Below are 19,521 nucleotides of genomic sequence, written 5' to 3' on the forward strand. Positions count from 1 at the left end.
GGCCGGCGGGACGCGGTGACGCGGTGACGTGGAGAGGCAAGGGGAATCTGATGGATCTCGAACTCAAGGGCAAGACGGCGTTGGTGACGGGGGCCGGATCGGCCATCGGTGAGGCCGTCGCTCGGCGGCTGGTGCACGAGGGGGCCGCCGTGCTGCTCGTGGATGAGTCCGACCGGGTGGCTGACGAACTGGCGGCCGCACTCCGGGAGGCCGGCGGGGAGGTCATGTCGGGCACCACGGGTCAGGGTGTGGACGTGCTCCTGGCCGCTGCGGCGGGCTGGCGTGGGGGTGTCCAACTCGCCTGGCTCGGGGATATGGCCGGGGCATCGAGTCTGGCCGAGGCGATCGGGTCACTGGATGCGGTGGCTGACCACCTCGCCGCTCTGGGTGGAGGCAGCATCGTGATGCAGTCCACCACGGCAGCATCCTGGGACGTTCCGGGTGCCAGTGCCGAGTATGCGGCCATGGGGGCGGCGGTCCTTCAACTCGCCCGCCAGGCCGGTGCTCGTCGTGCGGGTGACGGGGTGCGGGTGAATGCGGTGTGTCCGGGAGGGATTGACGATCCCCGCGACGGCCGGGTGATCGACCAGGCTGCCGTGCCGCTGGCGGGGCCGGGTTCGGCAGCGGATGTGGCCGACGTGGCCGCGTTCCTGCTCTCCCCACGCGCCGACTACACGACCGGTCAGGCCATCGTGATCGACGGCGGCGCCTCGGTCATCTGAGCGGGAAACGGGTGGTTGGGATCTTGAGCCGGATGCTGGTTCCGGGGGGCTTCGTCGGGTGCTACTCGGGGAGTAGGTGGAGTTCATGAGTATCAGTGATCAGTTGTGCGCACTCGACCCGCGGATCGGGCTCGGCACGAACGTCTTCGGGTGGACCGCAGATCGAGTCGAGTCGCATCGCATCCTCGATGCCTTGGTCGATGCGGGCAGCGGACCGGTTCTCATTGACACAGCGGATGTGTACACGGCCCCGGACTGGGAGGGCCCCGGCGACGATGACCGATCCGCGGAGGGTGTGCTGGGCTCGTGGCTGGCGACGCGCAGTCCTGAGCAACGGGACAACCTGGTCATCGCCACCAAGGTAGGAGGTGGCACCCGCACTCCGGGACTGAGTGCTGCCAACATCCGCCGGGGCGCGGAGGAGTCCCTCCGGATTCTGCACACCGACCACATCGATCTCTTCTACGCGCATCGAGATGACCCCACCGTCCCGTTGGAGGAGAGCGTGCGTGCTTTCGACGCACTCATCGACGACGGACTGGCCCGAGGGATCGGGGTGTCCACCTTCAGTCCGGAACGGATGCGGGAGTGGATCCGGGTCGCGGACGAGATCGGGGCCCGGCGTCCCGTGGCCGTCATGGCTCGGTATAACCTGCTCGATCGTACGGGCTTCGAGACGGGGTATCGCCCGGTCATCGAAGAGTTCGGGCTGCACGGATTCCCGTACTTCGTGCTGGCCTCGGGCTTGTTGAGTGGGCGCTTCGCTTCTGCAGAGGACGTGTCCGGCAGCGCGCGCGCAGCCATGACGGCATCGTTCGTCGACGACCGTGCCTTCGAGATCGTCGGCCGGCTGCGCCACCTGGCAGACGGGGCCGGTGTGGCTCCGGCCGCATTGGCCGCCGCCTGGGCCGCTCGTCAACCAGGGGTGACAGCGCCGATCGTCGGCGCCCGCACGGCAGAACAGCTTCAGACGAGCCTGAACGGGTGGGACTCCGTGGCCGCCGAAGTCTTCGACGAGCTGACTGCAGGCTCATGACCTGACGTCAGTGGTCGAGGACGGTGACCACTCGGGTGCTGGCGAGTGCCGTGCGGGCGATGCTCCACGGGCGGTCGAGCAGGCAGACCGCTGAGTCACCGACCGCAACAGTGGGGGCCGCGGCCTCGTCACGCAAGCCGTGGGTGGAGAACATCGCCAAGGCCTCCTCGGGTGTCAGCGACTCGTGGGCACCGAGTGCGTGGCCCCCGGGCGTGCGCCGGACGACGGCGACCTGCATCGCAGCCCAGACGTCGGAGGTCCCATATGGCGCGTCCGTTCCTCCGTAGAGCGCGACGCCCGCATCGACCAGCGAGCGGAGCGGCTGATAACACTGCCGCTCCGGAGCGGTCAGCGCTGTGACGAGCCGATCGCCCTGGGTCAGGATGAATCCGGGATGGGCGCCGACGGAGGCGCCGGAGGCCGCTATGGCGGTCACCGCGTCGGGTGGGCAGATGAAGGCATGCTCGAAACGAATCGTCCTGGCGGGCACGTCGTCTGGTCCGTCGTGACAGGCGGCCAGACCAAGAGCGAGTGCTGCATCCGTCACCGCGTGCAGTGCGAAGGGTACCGCCGGGACGGAAGAGATGGACTCTGCGAGCTGGTCCGGGGACGTGCCGAGGTGATCGTGCACCAGCAGCTTGACGCCGTCCACGCCTCCCCTCCGGGCGGCATCAGGGGTGCCGAAGACGGAGACGTCGATGATCCCAGCAGCCGTCGAGCGCAGGACGTCGGCATCCTCCGCGGCATTGGTGACGGTGAGGTCTGCCGCTCCGATGACCCCTCGTGCACGCATGCGGCGGAACTCCTCGGTGACAGCAGCAGTCGTGACGACGGAAGGAAAGGCGGAGAGCGCTGTGTCCTCGTCCCAGAGGACCCCATCGGGCGGGACCGCGAAGCCGCGGGAGGTGACCAGGGCGCGTGCGGCGGTGTTCAGGACCCAATGGTGTCCGCTTCGGTGCTGCATGCGTATCGGAGGTGCGCCGGGTAGGAGGGTTTCGAGATCGGTGAGCGTGAGTTGGCCGAGGCGGTCGCTGTCATAGCCGACGGCTCTCAGCGCGCGACCGGGTTGCAGGTGCGATCGGATCCGTGCTGCGAGCTCGTCCCTGCCGCTGAGATCGCCGACCTCGATGGACGTGCGGCGCGCGGCCGCCGAGCGGACATGGACATGATGATCGCGGAGCCCCGGGATCAGGGCCCCGCCGCGGGCATCGATCACCGAGGCCTCGCGCGGGGCAACCCCGTCCGCAGAGATGTCCTCCACCACGCCGTCCCGGAGCACCACGCGTTGGCCGGCGAGACCGCCGACGTCGGCGTTGAGGACGCAAGTGATCACTGTTCGCTCCCGCCCGAGACCAACCAACTCGCGGTCCTGTGCAGATTCAGGTCAACGACGCCGGTGGCGCCGGCATGTAGGAGGGCCATCACTGCGGTGGCGGCGAGCAGACCGGTCGCGGGGTCGGCGAGCGCATCGGCTGCGAACACCGGGCGCCCCTCGACCCAACCGACCGCCCCTGCTGCCACGGCGCAGTCATCGCCGAAGCCGATGCGCTCGGCGTCCGCCCCCGTCTCACCGTGTGCCGTGATCCGGACGAAGATCTGGCCCAGCCGAGGTACCAGGCCCAGCTTTCGAAGGGCACGGGGCCGCGCAGAGACGATGACCACATCGGCGTGGGTGAGTTCAGCGGCGATGGCGTCGCGGTCCCGGGTGTCGAACAAGACCCGTTCCTTGGCGCCGTTCAGTCGTTGCACGAAAGGGGCGTCGGCGGGCAGCGGGGCCTCTTGGCGGTTGTGGGCTTCGAAGCGGCGCACTTGTGCACCCCCCTGGGCGAGCAGGGCGGCAGCGAGCGGCCCGGCCCACAAAGAGGAGAAATCGGCGACCCGCACATCCTCCAGCCTGGGGCGCGCTGCAGGGGTCGGGTGGCTGAATTCGAACGGTGGGGTGGCCCTGACCTGTCCGGGACGGCCGACCGGTGCGGACGCGATATCCAGCAGCGCCGCGGTCCGCAGGGCCTCTGCGCGTGATGTCTTGGTGGCCCAGTCCTGGAGCGCCATGGCCTCTGGACAGGTGACCCGACCGCCCGTGAGCGCACTCAGCGCCTCTTCGTCCGATGGGCGCGCCACGTTGTACGCCGCCCAGCCTTCCGGGTGCCGGAGCATGAACCCAGCGCCCCGGAGCGTTCTCCCCTCGGGCGGTGCTGAATCGATCCCGGTGAGGCGGGCCCGTTCGGAGAGGAGACAGCCGCCGTCTACCTCGAGGGTTGTCCCCATCTCGCCGGCGAGGCTCCGCAGCATGTGCGCAGCGGAGTCCATGCGGCCGATCACGTCCCCGGGGGGCGTGGCACCTGCCGCGGTGAGTGCGGCCGCACCCGTGCTCTCCCACTTCTGAGCGGCGGATCGGACGTCGTCACCGCAGCATGGGTCCGCCAGCGAGGGGATGATCTGCGGGAGGTCGGGTAGCACCTCGGTGTGTCGGTTCACCCGCCCACGGCTTTGCTGTCCGGACATCAGAGTCCTTCCTTCTGTGACGCAGACCATCCGAATGAATAGAGTAACTTATGTGCACACGTTCGGAGAAGGTTTAGTGCATAGAAGGCGATCGGGAGGAAAGCTGATGCGTGGCGAAGAACAGCTGGATGCGGAGTTGGATGCCATCGCTTCCCATGCGGGCAAACTCGGAGTCCCGGTGCCGACTGTGCGGAGGCGACGCCTGACCTCAGGTGCTGGCGAATTGAGTGCGCTCCAGTGGGGTGAGGGGGAACCGCGGCTGGCACTGTTGCACGGAGCGGGACTCCAGGCGCGCACCTGGAATGGGGTCCTGCTGCGGCTGGGCGTCCCCGCGCTGGCGATCGACCTGCCGGGTCATGGAGAGTCTGATCGTCTGCCGGTCGAGGGCTACCGGGTGGGTGCAATGGGTGACATGGTCTGCGAGGCGCTCGACGGGGCCGGCCTGACGGTTTCCACTTTGGTCGGTCACTCACTGGGCAGCTTCGTCGCTGCCCGCGCAGCAGTTGTCCTGGGTGGGGTCGGCACGCTCGCGGTCATCGATGCGACCCCGCACCGCGTCGGGGTCAGCGACCCCACCCGTATGCACGCCGGCACTCTCGATGAACTGGTGCAGGCCATGCTGGAGCGCATGCCGCACCGCGATCCACGCGCACTCGAGCGCGCGCTGGTCCGGGATACCCGGCTACGGGCAGACGGACTTCGCGAGTGGTTGTGGGACGAGGCATTCGTGGACGCCGTGCCGCTCCGGGCGGCTGAACGCGACTCGATCTGGCGTTCCTTCGAGCAGGCTGCGACGCGGACCTTCCTCCTGCGCGCCGGGCGGGGTGGTTTGGCGGATGACGAGGCCAGGGAGTTCCTCGAGCGGGTGCCGCAGGCGTCCGTCCAGGTGGTTGAAGACGCGGGCCACAACGTGCACACGGACCGGCCGGAGTGGCTTGCCGGGTGGCTTCGAGGGGTGCTCGCGGCGTAGCTCGCAACTCGCTCAGTTTCGTTGACACTCCCTGAAAGATGTGTAACATCGTTCACATCGACCGGGTGATTTTGATTACATGGGTTGATGATCTTCAATACACTGGCTGGTCCGTCTCATAGGGAGTGACATGCACAAGAACACGCAGCGACGCCGTCCCCTGGCCGGAGGTGTCGGATTGACCCTCACCGCGATGCTTCTCGCTGGATGCGCCGGAGGCACCTCGAGTGAATCGTCCGCATCCGCAGAGACCGATCCGGAGGGGACGATCTCCGTAGGTGTCCGATTCCTGCAGAACTCCTGGGACCCATCCCAGATGCCGGGCGCCACCATCGTTCCCATCTACCAGCTCGTCTATGACAACCTCATCGGTCTGGACGCGGACCTGAACCTGGTCCCCGGCCTCGCAGAGGAATGGGACTCTGCCGACGGCGGTACGACATGGGACCTCACACTGCGTCAGGATACCCAGTTCAACGATGGCACGGCCTTCGGCGCAGAGGATGTCAAAGCCACTCTCGAGTACTACGCAGGAGAGGGCTCGAACACCCGGGCCGATCTGGCGGAGATGAGCGACGTGGAGGTCGTAGACGACCACCATCTGCGCATCACGCTCACCGGCGCCAATGTGGGTTTTCCAGAGGTCCTCGCTGGTCGAGCGGGCCTCATCCTCAGCTCGGAGACTGTTGAATCCGGGGATTTCGCCTCTCCAGTGGGTACCGGGGAGTACCTGGTGGAGAATGACGTCGAAGGTGTGCAGGTCGACTTCGTGCCGAACCCCGATCACTGGAACCCTGAGACGGTCAACGTTGCCGGGTTGACACTGCGGTGGATCGAGGACCCCGTGGCCATGGCCAACGCCATCCGGTCTCAGGAGATCGACATGGCCGTCCTGGAACCGTCACAGGCGGACGCCGTGGAGGCAGCTGGCCTGTCGACGTATGAGGTCCGCGGTGCGCAGCTGGTGGGGATCAGCCTGAATCCCGATCTCGCTCCCGAACTGGCCGACCCGCAGGTGCGCATGGCGCTCGCCATGGCCATTGACCGGGATGGCATCGTGAACGGCCTCGCCTTCGGTCGGGGCGCCGAGGCAAACCAGTTCATCGCTCCCGAGCGCTTCGGCTTCAACTCCGCGCTGGACGAGATCCCCTACGACATCGAGGGCGCCCGGAAGCTGCTCGCCGAGGCAGGCTACCCTGAGGGCTTCTCGTACACGATGGCCGCCCAGGCGAACAACAGATCCTACGCTGAGGCGATTCAGGCGAGCTGGGCGGAGATCGGTGTAGACGTCGAGCTCACCTTCCCGCCGGGGGCCGGCGTCGCGGAGGCCACCTGGACCAATCCCACGATTCCCATCGCTACGCAGAACCTGGTGCCGGATATCGATGCGACCCCGTTCCTCTGGCGCCATCTCAGCACCGACACGGTCCGCAATCCGGGCAGTGTTGAGGTTCCGGGACTGATGGACCTCATCCAGGAGGCGCAAGTCACGGCAGACGAGGGCGAACGCGAACAGATCCTCCAGGAGACGGGTGAGGTGACCCGCGAGACGATCCCGGCCTATATCCCGGTCATGTGGCGTAACTACACCGTCGCATACAGCGAGGACCTGGTCGGCGTCGAGGAATGGCAGGCCGGTTACCCGATCCTCGACGGCGTCGGCGTCAAGAAGTAGACGACCCCTCAGGAAACCCATCAGTGGGGAGGGGCTCCCTCCCCACTGGATCCCCCCCCCGCGCAGACGACGATCAGAGCAAAGGAATCTCCAGATGACGGCGACACCTACTGCGACCGGGCCTCAGGCAGCCGGGAAGCGCAGAACACATCCGAAGTTGACCCTCGGCGCCTTGCGCTTCATCGGTCTGCGGTTCGGCCGTATGGTGCTCGTCTTCGTGATGGCCACCCTACTGGTCTTCAGCCTGGCCTCGCTGGTCCCGGGCGATCCCGCGATCGCCTTGGCGGGTGAGGACGCAGATCCCGCCACGGTCGCACTCATCCGGAGTGAACTCGGCCTCGACCGCCCTTGGGCCGTGCAGTACCTCAGCTGGCTCGGCGGGCTGCTGACAGGTGATCTCGGTGACTCGTTGATCTACCGCGCCCCGGTCACGGAGCTGATCGCCGATCGGTTCCCGGCTTCCTTGTCCATCGCGGTGTCCGCCATGATCCTCGCCGTCGTCGGCGGCGTCCTGGTCGGAATGCTCGCGGCGGCCTTCCGCGGTCGGATCGCTGACCGGGTGACGACGGTCCTCTCCACGCTGGGGATCGTGACCCCGAACTTCTGGGTCGGCATGATCCTGATCCTGCTGTTCTCCTTCGCCATCCCGCTGTTCCCCGCAGTCGGATACACGGACTTTACGGACGATCCGGTCGATTGGCTCGCGCACATCATCCTGCCGGCCATCGCCTTGGCCCTGGCGGTCGGCGCGGAACTGCAACGTCAGACCCGGAGTTCGGTCTCGGACATCCTGACCCAGGATTACATCCGGACAGCCCGCGCCCAAGGGCTGAGCCGAGGCCGCGTGCTGTGGACGCGAGCCCTGAAGAACGGCTCGATGCCGGTCGTCACCGTCATCGGCTACCAGATGGCGGGACTACTGGGCGGCTCTGTCGTGGTGGAGAAGGTGTTCAACATCCCCGGGCTGGGGACCCTGGCCATCGACTCGGTCGTTGCCAAGGACCTCCCGGTCTTGCAGGGCATCGTGCTCGTCACCACGGTCATCGTGATCATCGTCAACTTCCTGACGGATGTCCTCTACACCGTTCTCAACCCGAAAGTACGGGTGTCATGACTCAGACAGTTCCAGCGCCTGCCGGCGCCACCACCCTGCCCGTCGCCCCTCCGAAGCGAGTCGGCTTCCTCAGGCGGCTCGCCCAGCAGAAACTGGCGATCGCCGGACTGATCACGTTGGCCGTCGTCGTGCTCGTGGCCCTCTTCGGAAGCCTGATCAGCCCGTACAACCCGGATGTGACGAGCCTCGGTGCGGTGCTCCTGCCACCCGGCAGCCCGGGGTACCTCCTGGGCACCGACGAACTCGGCCGCGATCTGCTCAGCCGGTTGATCTCCGGTACGCAGGTCTCCCTCGTGGCCGCACTACAGGGAACGTCCCTGACCGTTGCCATCGGCGTGACCCTCGGACTGGCCGCCGGTTTCTTCCGCGGATGGGTGGAGAAGGTCATCATGTTCGTCACCGACGTGTTGATGAGCTTCCCCGGGATCCTCCTGGCGATCGCCATCGCCGGAATCCTCGGCCCCAGCCTGAACAACGCCATGATCGCGCTGGGCATCGTACTGGCCCCCGGCGCCATCCGGCTCGTGCGAGGCTCTGTCCTCGGAGTCCGGGAGGAGACCTACGTCGAGGCGGCACGCAGCATCGGGACACCCTCGGGGCAGATCCTGGTCCGCCACATCCTCCCGAACGTCGTACCGCCCCTGATCGTCTACATCGCCATCCTCGCCGGCCAGGTCATGCTCATCGAAGCAGGTCTGAGCTTCATCGGCGTCGGCGTCCAGCCGCCGCAGGCCTCGTGGGGAGCCATGCTCTCGTCATCCTTCGCCTATATCGACCGCGCGCCGTGGCTCGCCGTCTTCCCCGGCCTGATGATCGCGATCAGCGTCTTCGCACTCAACCTGCTCGGCGATGGCATCAGGGACTCGATTGGAAAGAAGGTCACACGGTGACAGGAAACATGACAGACCCGATCCTCGAGGTGGAGGATCTTCGCACCGAGATCCAGATCGACGGCCGCTGGTTGCCGGTGGTGGACGGCGTGACGTATTCCGTCAGGCCGGGGGAGACCCTCGGCCTGGTCGGCGAGTCAGGCTCGGGCAAGAGCGTCTCGGCCATGACCCTCATGGGATTCGTCGGCCGTCGTCGCGGACAGCGCCTGTCCGGGCATGCCTCCTTCCGAGGCCAGGACCTGTTGGGCATGTCCGAACGCGATCTGGGGAAGATGCGCGGCAACGACATCGCGATGGTGTTCCAAGAGCCGATGACAAGCCTGGATCCCTCCTTCAAGGTCGGGAACCAGATCGCTGAGGGCATCCGTCTGCACCAGGGGGTCTCCCGGGATGAAGCCATGCGATTGGCCATCGAGGCCATGGACAAGGTGCGCATCCCGAATGCGAAGGTCCGTGCGGACAGCTACCCGCACGAATTCTCCGGGGGCATGCGGCAGCGGGTGCTGATCGCCATGGCGATCGCCAACAACCCCGCTCTGCTCATCGCCGACGAGCCGACGACGGCCCTGGACGTGAGCGTCCAGGCGCAGATCCTCACGTTGCTGGCCGAGATGCGCGATGAACTGGGACTCGCCATGATCTTCATCACCCACAACATGGGAGTCGTCGCGGACATCTGTGACCGTGTGGCCGTGATGTATGCCGGACAGATCATCGAGACCGGCGAGGTCCGGGAGACCTTCGCCGATCCGCAGCACCCGTACACCGAGCGATTGCTGGCCTCCATGCCGCGACTGCGTGGAGAGCGCCGTCAGCTCGAATGGATCCCCGGGACTCCGCCCGGACCCGCCGGGTTCGCAGAGGGCTGCCGATTCGCGCCGCGGTGCACCCATGCCCGTGACGTGTGTCTGGAGCCCACGACGCTGCTGGAGATCGGCGGAGGGCGTGCCAACCGCTGCACGCGAGATGTGGAATGGAAGGAAGAGGTCGCCGGATGAGTACTGTCACGTCCCCCACTGTTCTGGAGGCCACCGGCCTCGAGGTGTCCTTCCCCGTGGTGCGTGGTGGGCACCGCACCACCGTTCGGGCCGTCCGCGGCGTCGACCTCTCGATCGCGGCCGGCGAGACGCTCGGCATCGTCGGTGAATCCGGGTCAGGGAAGTCCACGCTCGCCCGGGCCGTGATGCGGCTCATCCCCGCGGAGGGGGCCGTCGAATTGCTGGGGACGGACGTCTCCGGTCTCAGCGAACGGGAGTTCCGCGCGCATCGGCGCAAGGTCCAGATGGTGTTCCAGGATCCATATTCCTCGTTGAACCCGTCTCTCACCGTGGGCCAGAGCGTCGCCGAGCCGCTCAAGGTGCATACGAAGATGTCCGGCCCGGAGCGACGGAGCCGTGTCGAGGAAGTACTCGACCTGGTGGGACTGCGTGCGGAGTTCGCCGACCGGTATCCGGATGAGTTCTCTGGTGGCCAGCGCCAGCGCATCGCGATCGCGCGGGCCATCATCCTGGAGCCCGAGATCCTGATCTGTGACGAGGCCGTCAGTGCGCTGGACGTGTCCACACAGAACCAGGTGCTCAGTCTCCTGGAGAGCCTCCGGGAGCGTCTCGGACTGTCCTACCTGTTCATCTCGCACGACCTCGCCGTCGTTCGCCACATCTCCGACCACGTGGCCGTGATGTACCTCGGTGAGGTGCTGGAACAAGGCCCAGTGGACCGGATCTTCGAGCGGCCTGCGCACCCGTACACGCAAGTGCTGCTCGAAGCCGTTCCGGAGCCGGAGCCCGAACTCCAGCGTTCGACCACCAAGAGGGTGCTGGAAGGGGAGATCCCCGATCCGACGAACCCGCCGCCCGGGTGCCCCTTCCAGAGCCGCTGCCCGTTCGCCATGGACGTCTGCAGCGAGCCGATGCCGGTGGTGGAGATCGAAGGCGGGGGGATATCACGGTGCCACCTGCACACGAGTGGGCCCCGCCTGGGCGGTGCCCCCTTGGCCTCGCTGGACGATGCGGTGGCGACCCAGGAACAGCAGGAGACGCGATGACCCGGAAATGGCAGGGCGCACGCAGTGTGAAGCGGCTCGAGTCCGTCCGGGAGGCGACGGCCCTCAACCGTGCCAACAACGAACGGATGTGGGCAGACATCGCGGCGGGGAAGCAATTCGTCTTCGGTTACGGGCCGATGGAACTGTTCAACGCCATGGGGTTGTATCTGATCCTGCCGGTGCAGTACGGCTCGGTGCTGGCCGCCAAACAGCTCTACGGTCACTACCAGTCGGCCATCGAGCGCCGCGGATACTTCTCATCGCTGGCGAACTACGAGAGCCTTCCCCTCGGATACTGCTTCGAACCCGATGACGGGGCACCCTACGGTGGGCTGCCCAAACCGGCCGCGATCTTCGGCGGCTACATGCAGGAGCCGGGGATCTACGAGCTCTACGCACGTGAGTTCGACGTCCCGGCGATCATGACCGACGATCCCTACCGCCAGCAGCGCATCCCGGACGGCTGGTGGGACGGCCCGGAATGGCGCGACCGCCGCATCGTGGACTTCTCCGTCGAAGAGCTGCGCACCGCGGTGCGGATGCTCGAACAGCTGACCGGAGTGCCCTACCGCGAGACGGACCTGCGGGACCTGATGATGCGGGCCAACGAGATGTCCGAGTACTACGAGCGCATCGTGCAGCTCGGCTGGGGTGGGCCGGGTCCTGCCCTCTTCACCGCGACCGATGCCTACTCTGAGGTTGCCGTCTTCGAGACGCACTTCGGGCAGGAATGGGCCCTGGACCACGTCAAGCGGGTACATGCCGAGGTCGCCGAACGGGCAGCCGACGGCGCTGTGGCCGTGCCGAACGAGCGCACCCGGCTGCTCTGGGCCGGTACGCCACTGTGGTTCAACCTCGGTTTCCTGAATGCATGGGAGGAGAGCCATGGTGCGGTCTTCATCGAGACGATGTACCTCCCGCGGGCGAAGCGCCTCATCCAGGATCCCTCCGAGGACGCGCTGCGCGCCGCGTTCCTGCGCCGGCACATGAAGTACACGGGCAGCAGCCCGAAGGCCGCCGCGGAGCTGATCATCTCCCAATGCCGCGAGTTCGGTGTGGATGGAGTGGTGCTGCCGGCACGTGCCGCCACCCGGGACACCGTGGCATCATCCCGCTACATGGCGCTGGCTCTGAAGCGCGCGGGGATCGATGTCCTGCAGCTGGACTATGCGCCGTTCGACAGTGAGGCGTGGGACCAAGAGGCGATGCACGCTCAAGTCACCGACTTCATCGAGGGCATCCAGGTCCACGGTCAACGGGTGTGACATGACCCTGGGCACCCGACAACAGTTCTGAGCACCTCCTTCACGGACCATACGGCTGTCACCGCCTGCCGGCGTCCGGTCGACGAGGGACAGCCATGCAATCAATATGTAACTTTTAAACTTCGAGCGAGTGATACTATGTTTACTATTAGGGGCAGGAGGCAGCCATGAGTCACGACGAACCTCTCGAGGTCTTCCACCGGGTGGTCGAGAACCGGTGGGACGCATCCGCAGTGGCGGAGCTGTCCGGCGGGTCGGCGGCGCCGACCCTGGGATTCCTGGACACGGGATTCCCCGAGGAGATCGCCATCGCTGCGGGATACCAGCCGATGCTGCTGACGGGGGACCTGTCGCGTACCCCCGATCTCGTCGACGACCACCTCGATATCTCCGCCCCCTCACGCATCCGGTACCTCTACGAGGCCCTGGCGACTGGACGGCACGATGCCTGCTCCGTCCTGTGCGTCACCGGTGGTGACCGCTGGATCGGGGAGACGGCCGGATTTTTCGAGGTCTACTCGGACGTCTTCGGCGCGCCGAACATCCCCCACGTCCTGTACCTGGAGCGCGCACGAGGCACGTTCGCGGCGCACCGCGAGTACAACAGGGCGGGCATGGAACTGATCGCTGAGCAGCTCTCCGGCATCGGGCCGCGCACGGTCACCTCCGAACGCTTGTGGGAGGCGATCCGCCAGGTGAACCACACCCGTGCATTGCTGCGCGAGGTCGAGGCCTTGCGCGCCGGCGACGCTCCGCAGATCTCGGGGGTGGATGCGCACGCCGTCGGCCTGGCCGCCTTGGTGATGCCGAAGGCCGCCTTCAATGCGTCGCTGGAAGGCGCCCTGTCGAACCTGGGCGACGCGCCGTCGCCGTCCGCCTCCCGCCCTCGGGTGTTCCTCACCGGCAGCGCCGTGGACCACAGCGGCTTCGTCCGCCTGGTTGAGGAGTTGGGTGCCGTCGTGGTGGGGGAGGACACCGAGTTCGGACAGCGGTATGCGCACACACCGGTGGCCGAAGACGGAACTGATCCGTTCGAGGCGCTCGCGGACCGTTGGACGTACAAGTTCCCGGAGAGCTGGGCCTTCGGCCGTGAGCGCCGCATCGGGGCCCGCGTCGACATGGCCGTCGGCGCTGCACCCGATGGCGTGATCGCGATCCACCTCCGGGGGGACAGCGCCTACGGATGGGACTACCCGGACCAGGCAGCAGCACTGCAGGAGCGCGGGATCCCGACGCTCGCACTGCCGGACACCGACTATGCGATGCGGGACGAGACACGCCTGCGCGCATCGATCGCAGTGTTCCTCGGGCAACTGAGGAACACCACCACTGACAGTACGGAGGAGAAGGAATGAAACCGATGCTCGACGGCATGCGTGTCCTGGACCTGAGCGACGAGATGGGTTTCGTCTGCGGCAAGATCCTCGCCGAACTCGGTGCCGAGGTGATCAAGGTCGAACGCCCGGGCGGTGACGCATCCCGGCTCCTGCCGCCCTTCCGGGGGGACGAACCCGGAATCGAGAACAGCCTGTACTGGCGTGCCTTCAATGCGGGCAAGCGCAGCGTGGTGCTCGATCTCGAGCGGGAGACGGACGTCCAGACCTTCCGCTCCCTCGCCCGGACGGCCGACGTCGTCCTGGAGAGTTCCGACCCGCGATTCCTCGCGCGTCGAGGACTCGCCCCGTCCGAGCTGCGGGCCGAGAACCCCGGGCTGATCTGTGCCGCGGTCACTCCCTTCGGTCGGACGGGCCCCTACTCGGACTACATCGCCTCGGAGCTGACGGCCGTCGCGATGAGCGGTGTCCTCAACAACACCGGCGACCCCGATCTGCCACCGGTCAAGGAGTCCCTGGACTCCGGATACTTCCATGCGGGCGTGGCCGCCGCCGTCGGCGTCCTGCTGGCCTACTACCACGTCGAGAGCACCGGAGACGGGCAGGATGTGGACGTCTCGGTCCAGGAGGTCGCCGCGAGCCGGATGACCTCAGCCATCGTGGCCTGGAGCGAGGGCCTGGCGCTGTCTCGCGAAGGACACAAGTCCCAGCTCGGGCCCACGGCCACCGACTGGTTCTGGCCGTGCCGGGACGGTCACCTCTTCTGGCACATGCTGGGTGGCGCCTTCGGTGCCACAGCGAACAAGGCCCTGTCGGACTGGATCAGCGAGTACGAGCCGGTGCACGCTCTGCAGGAGGTCGAGGACTGGTTCGCCTTCGACAAGGCCGGGATCACCCAGGAGCAGTGGGATCGCTTCGCCGCGGTGATCGGGCCCTTCTTCGCCCGGTTCACGCGGGAGGAGATCCGCCGTGAGTCGCTCGCCCGCGGCATCAACGCCACGGTGGCGAACGAGCCGGGCGACATCCACGCCTGTGAACACCTGCGGTCACGGGACTACTGGACCAGGGTGGAGGATCCGGCCCTCGGACCGATCGACCTGCCCGCGTACTTCTTCAAGGCGAGCGCCGCCACCAGCGGCATCACGACGCCGGCCCCCTTGCTTGGTGCCGACACGGACGCGGTGCTCGCCGAGCTGGCCAAGGCGCCTGAGCCCGCGCGCGTCTCCGCCGGTGGGCAGGAAGCGGCGAACACGGCCGGTCCTCTCGCCGGAGTCCGCGTCCTCGATTTCGGCTGGGCACTGGTGGGCTCCCTCACGGGCAAGTTCCTCGGGGACCACGGGGCCGAGGTGATCCGGGTGGAGTCGTCGACCCGGCCGGACATGACCCGGGTCGATCGTCGCTTCTCCAAGTCTTCCCGCACAAGCCTGGACGACAAGCCGTGGTTCGCCCACTTCAACACCTCGAAGGAGAGCCTCTCGGTCGACCTGAAGAACCCCGCCTCGCGGCCGATCATCGAAGGGCTCATCCGTCAGGCGGACGTCATCAACGAGAACTTCACGCCGGGCACCCTCGCCGGTCTCGGCTACGGCTACCAGGAGGCCCTCAAGATCAACCCCGATATCGTCTACATCAGCGGCAGCCTCTTCGGCCAGACCGGCCCCCTGGCCAAGGAATGGGGCATCGACGGCACGGGTGCGGCCATCTCCGGACGCCTGCACCTCACCGGCTGGCCCGACCGCACCCCGATCACCCCGAGCGCGGGCATCTACGGCGACTACATCGTGCCGCTGATCAACACGATCGGAGTCGTGGCCGCCCTGATCCACCGTCGGCGGACCGGGGAGGGGCAGTATCTCGAGGCGAGCATGTACGAGGTGACCGCTCAGCAGATCATGCCGGCCATCCTGGACTACCAGGTGAACGGCCGGGAGCAGGACCGCGTGGGCAACCGGGTGGAGAACGCCGCCCCGCACGGGGTGTACCCCTGTGCGGGGGAGGACCGCTGGAGCGCCATCGCCGTCTTCGGGGACGAGGAGTGGGAGCGGTTCGTCACCGCGATCGGTGCGCCCGACTGGACGTCGGACCCGGATTTCGCCACCCATGCCGGGCGCAAGCGCCACGAGGATCGGCTCGACGAGCTCGTCTCCCAATGGACCAGCACGCGCCAGCCTCATGAGGTGATGCGCATCCTGCAGGACGCCAGAGTGCGGGGTGCGGCGGTCCAGACCCCGCACGACTTCATCGACGCGGACCCCCAGCTGAACCACCGGCAGTTCCTGCGGGAGGTGCCGAACGAGGTGCTGGGCGCGTTCCCGCACCAGGTGCCACCGCTCCGTCTCAGCCTGACGCCGGCCAGGGTGACGGCCGCGCCGAAGATCGGCGAGCACAACGAGAAGATCATCACCGAACGTCTCGGCAAGGACGAGGCGGAGTACATCGAACTGCTCCTGGAAGGAGTCCTGCAATGAGCACTGAGACCCCCACAAGGCCCGGGCGCTTGAGCGGCAAGACCGCCATCGTCACCGGGGCCGGCACCGGTATCGGCCGGGCGATCGCCGAGATGTTCGCCCGTGAGGGCGCCAACGTCGTCGTCGCGTGTCGCACACCGGAGACCGGCGAGGAGACCGTCGCCCTGATCGGGGCCGCGGGCGGTGACGCGTTGTTCGTGCAGACCGACGTGGCGGCCGAGGTAGAGGTCCGCCGCCTCATCGAGGAGACGGTGCGGGCCTTCGGCGGGGTGGACATCCTCTGCAACAATCACGCCGTGTACGGGATCGAGCCGCCCGAACTGTTCGACCTGACCGAGGACGTCTGGGACCAGACGATGGACGTCAACGCGAAGGGCGTCTTCCTCACGATGAAGCACGCGCTGCCCGTGATGCGGGATGCCGGCGCGGGATCGATCGTGAACATCTCCTCGATCGCCGCCCTCGTGAAGTCTGCTCTGCCCGCCTACGCCGCATCCAAGGCCGCCGTGAACGCCCTGACGAAGGCGGTCTCGGCGCAGGCGGCGGAGTACGGCGTGCGGGCCAATGTGATCACTCCGAGCACGATCGAGACCGACCGCCGCTCCGAACTGGCGCACACCTCCGAGTACAAGAACGACTTCATCGCGAACACCGCGGCCGAGCAGGCCGCGAAACCGATCGTCAGCAAGGTGCTGCCCGGTTTCGGCGAGCCGGACGACATCGCCTATGCGGCGACGTTCCTGGCCTCGGACGAGGCGGCCTACATCACCGGTGTGGTCATGCCCGTCGACGGCGGCACCACACGGACTCGCACGGACTGAAACGCTGTGCTCGAACAGGGAGAGGCAACAATGACCAAGGGCAGAGTGGCCGGCAAGACCGCCATCGTCACCGGGGCCGGCAGCGGCATCGGGCGCGGCATCGCGAAGCGCTTCGCGGAGGAAGGGGCCACCGTGGTGGTGGCGGACATGGCGCAGGACGCCGCTGACGAGACGGTGGACCTCATCTCACAGGGCGGCGGTCAGGCGCTGGCCGTCCGTGCCGACGTCACGCAGGCCGACGATGTCGCTGCCCTCGTGGCCACCGCCACGGATGCCTTCGGGGGAGTCGACATCCTCGTGAACAACGCGGGCATCTCCTTCGGAGACACCCTGAAGCTCCACGAGCTGGAGCAGTACGCCTGGCAGAAGATCATGGACGTGAACCTGACGGGGGTCTTCCTCTGCTGCAAGCACGTTCTGCCCAGTCTGATGGAGCGCGGCGGCGGAGCAATCGTCAACATCGCCTCAGCCGCGGCGATCGGCATGGCGCCGCGTGCGGCCTACGCCGCATCCAAGGGCGGAGTGGTGGCACTCACGCGCAGTCTGGCCTTCCAGTACGGCGAGCAGGGCATCCGGGTGAATGCGATCTGTCCCGGACCGGTGGAGACGCCGATGAGCAACGCCGTGCGTGCCTCCGGCATGTATGACGATGACGGCATCGTCGACCTCTCGATCAAGCGGCGGGGGACACCCGAGGACATCGCGAACGCCGTGCTGTTCCTCGCCTCCGATGAGGCACGATACGTGACCTCGGACGTGATCCCCGTCGACGGCGGCGCGCTCCGCCTGCGCGCCGAACGTTTTCGCAACCGATGAACGCCCCCAGAAAGGACATTGAACATGAACAAGTGGACCGCAGGTACGCGGCTATTCAGCACGGTCTCTGCCATCGAGGCGATCATCGTCACGGGCGCAGAGGTGGAACTCGCCTGCGCGGGGGAGCCGATGCTCACCGCGCGCACAGAGGCCGCCGGCTCGGCGGCGGAAGGCCCCGAACTGGCCGTCGGCAAGAGGTATGAGGACGCCGAGAGCGGCCTCGTGGTGATGGTGACCCGATCCGGAGTCGGACCGCTGACCGCGGACGGCCGAGAACTGACGCAGCGCGCGGTCACGGCGCTTCCGTCCTCGGACTGACCATGAGTATCTCAGTCCTGCTCAGCACCGTTGCCGAGATCGTCCCCGACCGGGTGGCCACCGTCGATGCCTCAGGCCCGCTGACCTATGCCGACGTCCAGCGAGACGCGCGGAGCCTCGCCGCGCGGGCAACGTCCGAGGGCGTCGACTGCATCGCCTACATCGGCACCAACTCCGCGGTCGTCCCGCTGCTGCTGTTCGCGGCGGCAGAGGCAGGGGTGCCCTTCGCGCCCCTGAACTACCGTCTCGCCGATGACCAGCTGCGCCGCCAGACGCAGCGGTTGGGCCGTGCGCTGATCGTCACCGACGAGCCCGGCGCGGCACGCATCGGCGTGCCCGAGGGGTGCTCGATGATGGACGCCTCCGAGGCGCGCTTCCCAGCTCCGGTGGACGCCGGGGCGGCCGAACCCGGGGACACCGCCGTCTGGCTGTTCACCAGCGGGACGACGGGTGAGCCCAAGATCGTGGAACTCAGCCATGAGAACCTCACCGCCTATATCCTCAGCACCGTCGAGATGCTGTCGGCGCCCGAAGGCGACGCCACGCTCGTGAGCGTCCCGCCCTACCACATCGCGGGGATCGCAGCGGTCCTGTCCTCGGTGTTCGCCACCCGGAAGCTGGTCTACCTCGAGTCCTTCGATGCGGAGGGGTGGATCGCCGCCGCCCGTGAGCACGCGGTGACATCTGCCATGGTGGTGCCGACGATGCTGCAGCGCATCCTGGCCCTGCTGGAAGAGTCCGGCGAAACGCTGCCGGCCCTGCGCGCGCTGTCCTACGGCGGCGGACGCATGCCGGTCGAGCTGATCCGGGCCACGCTGCAGCAACTGCCGCACGTCGGGTTCACGAATGCCTATGGGCTCACCGAGACGAGCTCGACGATCGCCCTGCTCGGCCCGGAGGACCACCGTGAGGCCCTCGCCTCGCCGGACCCCCTGGTGCAGGCCCGACTCGGCTCCGTGGGCCGACCGATCCCGTCTATCGAACTCGAGGTCCGCGGCACGGACGGTGAGGTCCTGCCGTCCGGCGAAGAAGGAGACATCTGGGTCCGTGGGCCACAGATCTCCGGCGCCTATCGGGGCATGGACTCGCACCTGGTCGACGGCTGGTTCGCCACGAAGGACCGCGGGCTGATCGACGAGGGGGGCTACTTGTTCCTCAGCGGTCGAGCGGACGACGTGATCGTCCGTGGCGGTGAGAACATCTCGCCGGGAGAGATCGAGGACGTGCTGCGTGAGCACTCCGCGGTCGCAGACGTGGCCGTCGTCGCGATGCCTGACGACCAGTGGGGCGAGGTGCCCGTCGCCGTCGTGGTGCCCACCGGCGGTGCCCAGGTCGACGTCGGCGAGTTGCAGATGCTGGTCCGGTCGCGGTTGCGCTCCTCGCGCGTCCCGGCAGAGATCGTCACCTGGGCGGAACTGCCGCACAACGAGATGGGCAAGCTGTTGCGCAAGGACATCCGCACGATCCTGGCGCAGAGATCCGCAGAGAACGACGTGGTCCGGTGACGTCTACGGCGTCCAGCCCGGGGACCTGGGCGAATTGG

The 19,521-nt window shown here is 67.3% G+C and carries 17 protein-coding genes; 15 read left to right on the top strand and 2 right to left on the bottom strand.

Translation table 11 applies throughout. From position 1 onward, the window contains the following. Window positions 1–50 precede the first annotated feature (50 nt). Window positions 51–722: an SDR family oxidoreductase gene (locus AB0K08_RS02990; RefSeq protein WP_363351484.1), complete on the top strand. Its 672-nt coding sequence runs from the start codon at window positions 51–53 to the stop codon at window positions 720–722. An 85-nt stretch (window positions 723–807) separates the two neighbouring features. Next, window positions 808–1,758: an aldo/keto reductase gene (locus AB0K08_RS02995; protein WP_363351486.1), complete on the top strand. Its 951-nt coding sequence runs from the start codon at window positions 808–810 to the stop codon at window positions 1,756–1,758. 7 nt (window positions 1,759–1,765) lie between these two features. Here AB0K08_RS02995 and AB0K08_RS03000 read toward each other — a convergent pair whose 3' ends face one another. Next, window positions 1,766–3,091: an amidohydrolase family protein gene (locus AB0K08_RS03000; protein ID WP_363351488.1), complete on the bottom strand. Its 1,326-nt coding sequence runs from the start codon at window positions 3,089–3,091 to the stop codon at window positions 1,766–1,768. Next, complete coding sequence (locus AB0K08_RS03005) at window positions 3,088–4,263, bottom strand: CoA transferase (RefSeq protein ID WP_363351490.1); 1,176 nt, start codon at window positions 4,261–4,263, stop codon at window positions 3,088–3,090. Before AB0K08_RS03005 ends, AB0K08_RS03000 begins: the two co-directional genes overlap by 4 nt. 106 nt (window positions 4,264–4,369) lie before the next feature. Here AB0K08_RS03005 and AB0K08_RS03010 point away from each other — a divergent pair, with 106 nt between their 5' ends. The 13 genes from AB0K08_RS03010 to AB0K08_RS03070 all read left to right on the top strand — a co-directional run bounded on the left by AB0K08_RS03010 (window position 4,370) and on the right by AB0K08_RS03070 (window position 19,483). Then, window positions 4,370–5,233, top strand: a complete 864-nt coding sequence (locus AB0K08_RS03010; RefSeq protein WP_363351492.1) for an alpha/beta hydrolase — start codon at window positions 4,370–4,372, stop codon at window positions 5,231–5,233. A 130-nt stretch (window positions 5,234–5,363) separates the two neighbouring features. After that, window positions 5,364–6,908, top strand: coding sequence for an ABC transporter substrate-binding protein (locus AB0K08_RS03015; protein ID WP_363351494.1), 1,545 nt, complete (start codon window positions 5,364–5,366; stop codon window positions 6,906–6,908). 157 nt (window positions 6,909–7,065) lie between these two features. Next, window positions 7,066–8,022 carry an ABC transporter permease gene (locus AB0K08_RS03020; protein WP_363351496.1) on the top strand — a complete coding sequence of 319 codons (957 nt, stop codon included), beginning with the start codon at window positions 7,066–7,068 and terminating at the stop codon, window positions 8,020–8,022. Then, window positions 8,019–8,912, top strand: a complete 894-nt coding sequence (locus tag AB0K08_RS03025; RefSeq protein WP_363351498.1) for an ABC transporter permease — start codon at window positions 8,019–8,021, stop codon at window positions 8,910–8,912. The genes AB0K08_RS03020 and AB0K08_RS03025 overlap by 4 nt, the downstream gene beginning before the upstream one ends. An 8-nt stretch (window positions 8,913–8,920) precedes the next feature. Further along, entirely contained in the window at window positions 8,921–9,910 is a 990-nt protein-coding gene (locus AB0K08_RS03030; RefSeq protein WP_363351500.1) for an ABC transporter ATP-binding protein, read from the top strand. Continuing rightward, a complete protein-coding gene (locus AB0K08_RS03035) occupies window positions 9,907–10,956 on the top strand; it encodes an oligopeptide/dipeptide ABC transporter ATP-binding protein (protein WP_363351502.1) in 1,050 nt (349 codons plus the stop codon). The genes AB0K08_RS03030 and AB0K08_RS03035 overlap by 4 nt, the downstream gene beginning before the upstream one ends. Continuing rightward, window positions 10,953–12,221 (top strand): 2-hydroxyacyl-CoA dehydratase family protein, encoded by a 1,269-nt coding sequence (locus tag AB0K08_RS03040; RefSeq protein WP_363351504.1) that lies wholly within the window; start codon window positions 10,953–10,955, stop codon window positions 12,219–12,221. The genes AB0K08_RS03035 and AB0K08_RS03040 overlap by 4 nt, the downstream gene beginning before the upstream one ends. Before the next feature lie 167 nt (window positions 12,222–12,388). Further along, entirely contained in the window at window positions 12,389–13,576 is a 1,188-nt protein-coding gene (locus AB0K08_RS03045; protein ID WP_363351506.1) for a 2-hydroxyacyl-CoA dehydratase family protein, read from the top strand. Then, on the top strand, window positions 13,573–16,023 hold the full coding sequence (locus AB0K08_RS03050; protein WP_363351508.1) for a CoA transferase: 2,451 nt from the start codon (window positions 13,573–13,575) through the stop codon (window positions 16,021–16,023). Before AB0K08_RS03045 ends, AB0K08_RS03050 begins: the two co-directional genes overlap by 4 nt. Further along, a complete protein-coding gene (locus AB0K08_RS03055) occupies window positions 16,020–16,844 on the top strand; it encodes a glucose 1-dehydrogenase (protein ID WP_363351510.1) in 825 nt (274 codons plus the stop codon). The genes AB0K08_RS03050 and AB0K08_RS03055 overlap by 4 nt, the downstream gene beginning before the upstream one ends. 30 nt (window positions 16,845–16,874) lie before the next feature. Then, window positions 16,875–17,660, top strand: a complete 786-nt coding sequence (locus tag AB0K08_RS03060; protein ID WP_363351512.1) for an SDR family NAD(P)-dependent oxidoreductase — start codon at window positions 16,875–16,877, stop codon at window positions 17,658–17,660. Window positions 17,661–17,684: 24 nt separating this feature from the next. Next, complete coding sequence (locus tag AB0K08_RS03065) at window positions 17,685–17,978, top strand: hypothetical protein (RefSeq protein ID WP_363351514.1); 294 nt, start codon at window positions 17,685–17,687, stop codon at window positions 17,976–17,978. A gap of 2 nt (window positions 17,979–17,980) precedes the next feature. Next, window positions 17,981–19,483 carry an AMP-binding protein gene (locus AB0K08_RS03070; protein WP_363351516.1) on the top strand — a complete coding sequence of 501 codons (1,503 nt, stop codon included), beginning with the start codon at window positions 17,981–17,983 and terminating at the stop codon, window positions 19,481–19,483. The last annotated feature ends 38 nt before the right edge of the window (window positions 19,484–19,521 follow it).

It is taken from the genome of Citricoccus sp. NPDC055426, assembly GCF_040677445.1.
Classification (GTDB): domain Bacteria; phylum Actinomycetota; class Actinomycetes; order Actinomycetales; family Micrococcaceae; genus Citricoccus.

What these genes read in the sequence shown, in the direction of transcription:
- AB0K08_RS02990 (WP_363351484.1), top strand. Translation starts at nt 51, where the DNA reads ATGGATCTCGAACTCAAGGGCAAGACGGCGTTGGTGACGGGGGCCGGA.
- AB0K08_RS02995 (WP_363351486.1), top strand. Translation starts at nt 808, where the DNA reads ATGAGTATCAGTGATCAGTTGTGCGCACTCGACCCGCGGATCGGGCTC.
- AB0K08_RS03005 (WP_363351490.1), bottom strand. Translation starts at nt 4,263, where the DNA reads ATGTCCGGACAGCAAAGCCGTGGGCGGGTGAACCGACACACCGAGGTG.
- AB0K08_RS03010 (WP_363351492.1), top strand. Translation starts at nt 4,370, where the DNA reads ATGCGTGGCGAAGAACAGCTGGATGCGGAGTTGGATGCCATCGCTTCC.
- AB0K08_RS03015 (WP_363351494.1), top strand. Translation starts at nt 5,364, where the DNA reads ATGCACAAGAACACGCAGCGACGCCGTCCCCTGGCCGGAGGTGTCGGA.
- AB0K08_RS03025 (WP_363351498.1), top strand. Translation starts at nt 8,019, where the DNA reads ATGACTCAGACAGTTCCAGCGCCTGCCGGCGCCACCACCCTGCCCGTC.
- AB0K08_RS03030 (WP_363351500.1), top strand. Translation starts at nt 8,921, where the DNA reads ATGACAGACCCGATCCTCGAGGTGGAGGATCTTCGCACCGAGATCCAG.
- AB0K08_RS03035 (WP_363351502.1), top strand. Translation starts at nt 9,907, where the DNA reads ATGAGTACTGTCACGTCCCCCACTGTTCTGGAGGCCACCGGCCTCGAG.
- AB0K08_RS03040 (WP_363351504.1), top strand. Translation starts at nt 10,953, where the DNA reads ATGACCCGGAAATGGCAGGGCGCACGCAGTGTGAAGCGGCTCGAGTCC.
- AB0K08_RS03045 (WP_363351506.1), top strand. Translation starts at nt 12,389, where the DNA reads ATGAGTCACGACGAACCTCTCGAGGTCTTCCACCGGGTGGTCGAGAAC.
- AB0K08_RS03050 (WP_363351508.1), top strand. Translation starts at nt 13,573, where the DNA reads ATGAAACCGATGCTCGACGGCATGCGTGTCCTGGACCTGAGCGACGAG.
- AB0K08_RS03055 (WP_363351510.1), top strand. Translation starts at nt 16,020, where the DNA reads ATGAGCACTGAGACCCCCACAAGGCCCGGGCGCTTGAGCGGCAAGACC.
- AB0K08_RS03060 (WP_363351512.1), top strand. Translation starts at nt 16,875, where the DNA reads ATGACCAAGGGCAGAGTGGCCGGCAAGACCGCCATCGTCACCGGGGCC.
- AB0K08_RS03065 (WP_363351514.1), top strand. Translation starts at nt 17,685, where the DNA reads ATGAACAAGTGGACCGCAGGTACGCGGCTATTCAGCACGGTCTCTGCC.
- AB0K08_RS03070 (WP_363351516.1), top strand. Translation starts at nt 17,981, where the DNA reads ATGAGTATCTCAGTCCTGCTCAGCACCGTTGCCGAGATCGTCCCCGAC.